This is a genomic window from Anabaena sp. AL93 (assembly GCF_001672085.1).
GTDB lineage: Bacteria > Cyanobacteriota > Cyanobacteriia > Cyanobacteriales > Nostocaceae > Dolichospermum > Dolichospermum heterosporum.
In genome coordinates, this window is record NZ_LJOU01000178.1 from 1 (window position 1) to 5,300 (window position 5,300).

Sequence of the window (5,300 nt, forward strand, 5' to 3'; positions counted from 1 at the left end):
ACTCTTGCCTCTTGCCTCTTGCCTTTTGCCTTGCCATAACGACAATTTTCAACGCTCACCTACTTAGACTGGGAATTCATTCCCAGGCGGGCTATGGGTTTTACGTTAATGCTATTAGGGACTTCCAAGAAATAAATTATCCTGATTAACGAACCACAGAGGCGCAGAGGACACAGAGGAATAAGGGTTTGAGAGATTTTTGCGTTAGGTGGTTGAGTATTTTTTTATTTGGAAGTCCCTTAGACTGGGAATTCATTCCCAGGCGGGCTATGGGTTTTACGTTAAGTTGACACCAATGAGCTTTTGCTTTACCCCTACAAATTTAGGTTTTTCGTAATTTCGTAAAAGTCCATGTCCTAACCGTGTTTAGTATATCGCTACAAAAGTTCGCAATTTTCCTAGTTCAATGTAAATATAGTCATTAGTCCACCGTAGTGGCGGCTGGTAAATCTTTTAGAGTGTTACTGTACAGCAGAATTCAGGAGTAGGGGCGCAGGGCCTGCACCCAGTCAGGAGTCAGGAGTAAAACTGGCTTTCTGTCTGGCTTTGAATTTAAATCCTGTACCTCATTCGTTTAAAATATGCTGTGTTTTTGTAATACTTGTAAACGATTGTTGCAAATCTGAGAGATATTATCTATCCTACCGCGCCATATCACCAAATGCTCACAATTTAGCCATGACTATTTTAAGTTAATGGGAATTAATTGCCGATCGCTTCTTTGACCAAAGTTGCCAATTTATCTGCACTATCAGGAACAGCGATCGCTTTGGCCTTCTCTCCCATTTTCCCTAATTCCGTCGGAGACTGCAACAAATTCAATACCTGAGTTGTAAATATTTCTGGAGTTAAATCCGACTGTTTAAAGGACAAAGCCGCACCAGCTTGAGTAAATACTGCCGCATTATAAGATTGATGATCTTCTGCCGCAAAGGGATAGGGAATCAAAATTGCTGGAGTACCACAAACTGCCAATTCTGTCAAGCTACCTGCACCAGAACGACTAATAGCTAAATTAGCTCTTCGCAACAAAGCCGCCATATGATCATAAAAAGCCAAAGCAATATATTGAGGATGTTGAAGACTATTAATATCAGGATCATTATCACCCGTTAAATGCACAATATAAGCACCGGATTGAAACAAAGCGTCCGCAGACTGTCGGACTAATTTATTGACAGCTACAGCCCCCTGACTACCACCAAACACCACAATTAGAGGCACACCATCAGGAATAGGTAAATCTAAAGTGTTATTAACAGACTCATCTAAAAACTGAGAACGAACAGGAGTACCCACATAGACAGTTTTTGTCCCAGGTAAATATTGAGTAGTTACATCAAATCCTATTGCCACTGCCTTACACCAAGGCCCAAAAAAGCGGGTAACTTTGCCAGGTATTGCATTAGATTCATGAAAAACCACAGGTAAACCCAAAGAACGCGCTGCAATCACCGCAGGACCGGCAATATAACCCCCTGTGGTGAAAACTCCTTGGAACTTTCCTTGTTGCAAAATCCGTCTAACTTTAAGAATCGAACTGATTAATTTCCACAAGGTGCGGACAGAACCAAGACTCAAACCTTGCTGAAACCCTTCAACAGCAACCGTATTTAAAGGATATATCTTGGGAACTAACTGAGTTTCTAGCCGATTTGGCACACCCAGCCATTCAATATTGTATTCTGGCAGTTTTTCAGCCAATGCGATCGCCGGAAACAAGTGTCCACCTGTCCCACTAGCTGCTATGAGTAATCTAATTGATGGATTTACCATTCCCGACTATACCATTTATCTCCCAGTTTCATTAAGATAAAACAAATTCCTGATCTTGTATCATCAAATCACTAAAATCTTCCCTATGACTAAAATTATCCCCTTATTAATGAAACGTAACAAAACATTGATCACGAGTATTTCCCTAATTTCCAGTGTACTAGCAATTGGTTTATCCGGCACTTGGCAATTGGCACAAGCCGGTCAACTGGCAAATGCCCCTGCTACACTTACTAACCTATTAACACAAATTGATAATGCCGCTAATCAAGGTAATGTGAACGGTGTCATGGAATTTTATAGCCCTACATTTACTCATGGTGACGGCTTAAACCGCAAAGCAATGGAACAAGCCTTAACAGGACTTTGGAAACGATATCCCAAATTACGTTACACAACCAAGCTAGAATCTTGGAAATCGGAAGGCAATACAATTATTGCGAATACTGTCACCACAATTAGCGGTTTACCAGCATCAGGTAATAATAATTTAACTCTGCAATCTACAATTAAATCGCGGCAAAAAGTCGCAGGTGCAAAAATCGTTCAGCAAGATATTCTATCAGAACGGACTCAACTAACCGCTGGTAGTAAACCACCCCAAGTAGAAATTAAATTACCACAACAGGTAAAAGTTGGGGAAAAATATAGTTTTGATGCCATTGTCCAAGAACCATTAGGTGAAGATTTTCTCTTGGGAACAGCCATAGAAGAACCCATTCAAAGCAGTAAACTCCTCAACCCCACAATTGCAAATTTAGAATTTCTCAATTCTGGTGGACTCTTCAAAATAGGACGCGCACCCTCTACTCCCGGACCTCAATGGATTTCCGCTGTAATTCGCCGAGGTGAAGATATGACTATTATTACTCAACGGTTGCAGGTAGTCAAGAAGTAGGGGATTGGGGACTGGGTAATAACTATTTTAACTGTTGGGTGCATTTAACTTTTGGGCGCAGGCCCTGCGCCCCTACTGGACTTTTCTATGCAAAACCAAATTGTTTTCATTACTGGTGCAAGTAGCGGTATTGGTGCTGCTTGTGCCAAGATTTTTGCTCATGCTGGTGCAAAACTGATTTTAGCTGCACGACGGTGGGAACGGTTACAGCAATTAGCTAATTCGTTGGATATTCCATCTGAGAAAATCCATTTATTACAACTTGATGTGTGCGATCGCTTGGCGGTAGAATCTGCTATTGCTAACTTACCTTCATCTTGGAAAAATATTGATATTCTCATTAACAATGCTGGTTTAAGTCGCGGTTTAAGTAAATTACAGGAAGGCGACTTTCAAGACTGGGAAGAAATGATTGATACTAATATCAAAGGTTTGCTTTACCTTACCCGTTATGTTGTCCCAGGAATGGTGGAACGGAATCATGGTCATGTTATCAATATCGGTTCTATCGCCGGACATCAAACCTATCCCGGTGGTAATGTCTATTGTGGGACAAAAGCAGCCGTTAAAGCCATTTCTGAAGGCTTAAAACAAGACCTTTTAGGAACTCCCGTGCGGGTGACTTCTGTAGACCCTGGAATGGTAGAAACAGAATTTAGTGAAGTGCGTTTTCATGGTGATATAGAACGGGCTAAAAAGGTGTATGAGGGAGTTAAACCCCTAACTCCTGATGATGTAGCTGATGTGATCTTTTTCTGTACCACTAGGCCGAGTCATGTTAATATTAGTGAGGTCTTACTGATGCCTGTTGACCAAGCCAGCGCCACCCTAGTAAATCGTCAAGTGTAACCCTTCCAGACTCCGGCTGGGAATGCCCCCCAGAGGCTCTGCCTCACCTTATCTCTCGTTCCCAGACTCCGGCTGGGAATGCCCCCCAGAGGCTCTGCCTCACCTTATCTCTCGTTCCCAGACTCCGGCTGGGAATGCCCCCCAGAGGCTCTGCCTCATCTCAATACCACTACAAATCAAAAAACTATCATGTATTAGGAACACAACCCCACTTTCTTACCTGCACATTGGTAAATTAGATGCCATTATTTGGCAATATGGAAATTGCCCAAATTATTATAGATTCCCTCAATTTTCTCCAATGCCAGCAGCGGTTGACATTGTATGGTTATGTGATTATGGAAAACCATCTTCATCTTATTGCTGCTGCTGCCAACTTATCTAAAGAAATCGCAAATTTTAAATCATTTACCGCTCGTTCGATTATTGATTTACTTGAGAAAAATAACGTCAGTTATGTACTTCAGCAACTGGAAGTTCATAAATTAAAACATAAAACAAAACAAGATTATCAACTTTGTCAAGAAGGTTTTCACCCCCAAACAATTTCTAATGAGGAAATGTTTAGACAAAAATTAAGTAGGTGAGCGTTGAAAATTGTCGTTATGGCAAGGCAAAAGGCAAGAGGCAAGAGGCAAGAGTGAAAAGGGTTTGGGCGATTTTACATTTCTTTACACAGTTTGGTTTTATTGTGTTCACCTACTTAGATTACATTCATCATAATCCGGTGCAACGTGGTTATGTTGATGAGCCGTCTCATTGGCGTTATTCTAGTTATCGGAATTATCTGGAATTACCAAGTTTATTGGCTGTTGAGTTGGTTGATTTTTGAGGTGTGAGGTGGGATGCTTGAGGCAGAGCCTCTTGAGGGCATTCCCAGCCGGAGTCTGGGAACGAGGGTAATGGAGTTGATTGATTCTCGCTACTTTTTGGGTAAATCTTAATTTATGCTTAATAAAGATAACTCTGTTGAGTTTCAATTTTGATTTAACACAACTTTAATTGTTTGTAATGTCTTATTCCGCCGAAGTTTCTAGTAACCCAAACATTTGGGCAACTACCACTGATTTAACCACTCTCCGTCAAAAGTTACTAGATTTATTTTGCCGACTTGCGTATCAAGAAGGTGATTTTGTTCTTTCCTCTGGACAACATAGTTCTTACTATATTAATGGTAAACAAGTCACACTTGACCCCCAAGGTGCTTTGGCTATGGCTAGATTATTATTACCAATGTTACCTAAAGATACTCAAGCTGTAGCAGGTTTAACTTTGGGGGCTGATCCTATTGTATCAGCAGTTAGTGTAGTTTCTGTGTACGAAAATAGACCGATACCAGCTTTAATTATTCGCAAAGAAGCTAAGGGACACGGAACAATGGCTTATATTGAAGGTCTCAGTTTACCCCAGGGGGCAAAAGTCGTGGTTTTGGAAGATGTGGTAACAACTGGACAATCTGCGCTCAAGGCTGTGGAGAGGCTACAGGCGGCTGGTTATACGGTAGATAGGGTAATCTCCCTTATAGATAGATTGCAGGGCGGTGGGGAGCTATATGAGTCGGCTGGGTTGCAGTTTGAGGCTTTGTTCACGATTGAGGATCTTCAAAAACACTATCGAGAAATTAAGTAGGGGCGGGGTTTCCCCCTCCAGGAGTTCAGGAGTATGGCTAACGCCACGCTGCGCTATCAGGAGGTAGGGGCGCAGGGCCTGCGCCCATTCAGGAGTTCAGGAGAAAGAAGAAAGAAGAAAGAAGAAAGAAATTTCTCCCCTACTCCCC

The 5,300-nt window shown here is 41.8% G+C and carries 6 protein-coding genes; 5 read left to right on the forward strand and 1 reads right to left on the reverse strand.

What is annotated here, in order from left to right:
• Window positions 1–702 precede the first annotated feature (702 nt).
• Window positions 703–1,776, reverse strand: coding sequence for an undecaprenyldiphospho-muramoylpentapeptide beta-N-acetylglucosaminyltransferase (murG, locus tag AN486_RS26030; protein WP_290603008.1), 1,074 nt, complete (start codon window positions 1,774–1,776; stop codon window positions 703–705).
• Window positions 1,777–1,861: 85 nt separating this feature from the next.
• Here murG and AN486_RS26035 point away from each other — a divergent pair, with 85 nt between their 5' ends.
• From AN486_RS26035 to pyrE, 5 genes are all read left to right on the forward strand, one after another.
• Window positions 1,862–2,674, forward strand: coding sequence for a nuclear transport factor 2 family protein (locus AN486_RS26035; RefSeq protein ID WP_168635366.1), 813 nt, complete (start codon window positions 1,862–1,864; stop codon window positions 2,672–2,674).
• Between the two features lie 87 nt (window positions 2,675–2,761).
• Complete coding sequence (locus AN486_RS26040; protein ID WP_168635367.1) at window positions 2,762–3,523, forward strand: SDR family oxidoreductase; 762 nt, start codon at window positions 2,762–2,764, stop codon at window positions 3,521–3,523.
• Between the two features lie 239 nt (window positions 3,524–3,762).
• The gene (locus AN486_RS26045) at window positions 3,763–4,110 is read left to right on the forward strand and encodes a hypothetical protein (protein ID WP_233455398.1); all 348 of its coding nucleotides are present in this window, start codon (window positions 3,763–3,765) and stop codon (window positions 4,108–4,110) included.
• Complete coding sequence (locus tag AN486_RS26050) at window positions 4,107–4,355, forward strand: hypothetical protein (RefSeq protein WP_233455399.1); 249 nt, start codon at window positions 4,107–4,109, stop codon at window positions 4,353–4,355. Before AN486_RS26045 ends, AN486_RS26050 begins: the two co-directional genes overlap by 4 nt.
• A gap of 179 nt (window positions 4,356–4,534) precedes the next feature.
• Window positions 4,535–5,152 carry an orotate phosphoribosyltransferase gene (pyrE, locus tag AN486_RS26055; protein WP_290603010.1) on the forward strand — a complete coding sequence of 206 codons (618 nt, stop codon included), beginning with the start codon at window positions 4,535–4,537 and terminating at the stop codon, window positions 5,150–5,152.
• The last annotated feature ends 148 nt before the right edge of the window (window positions 5,153–5,300 follow it).

What these genes read in the sequence shown, in the direction of transcription:
- murG (WP_290603008.1), bottom strand. Translation starts at nt 1,776, where the DNA reads ATGGTAAATCCATCAATTAGATTACTCATAGCAGCTAGTGGGACAGGT.
- AN486_RS26035 (WP_168635366.1), top strand. Translation starts at nt 1,862, where the DNA reads ATGACTAAAATTATCCCCTTATTAATGAAACGTAACAAAACATTGATC.
- AN486_RS26040 (WP_168635367.1), top strand. Translation starts at nt 2,762, where the DNA reads ATGCAAAACCAAATTGTTTTCATTACTGGTGCAAGTAGCGGTATTGGT.
- AN486_RS26045 (WP_233455398.1), top strand. Translation starts at nt 3,763, where the DNA reads ATGCCATTATTTGGCAATATGGAAATTGCCCAAATTATTATAGATTCC.
- pyrE (WP_290603010.1), top strand. Translation starts at nt 4,535, where the DNA reads ATGTCTTATTCCGCCGAAGTTTCTAGTAACCCAAACATTTGGGCAACT.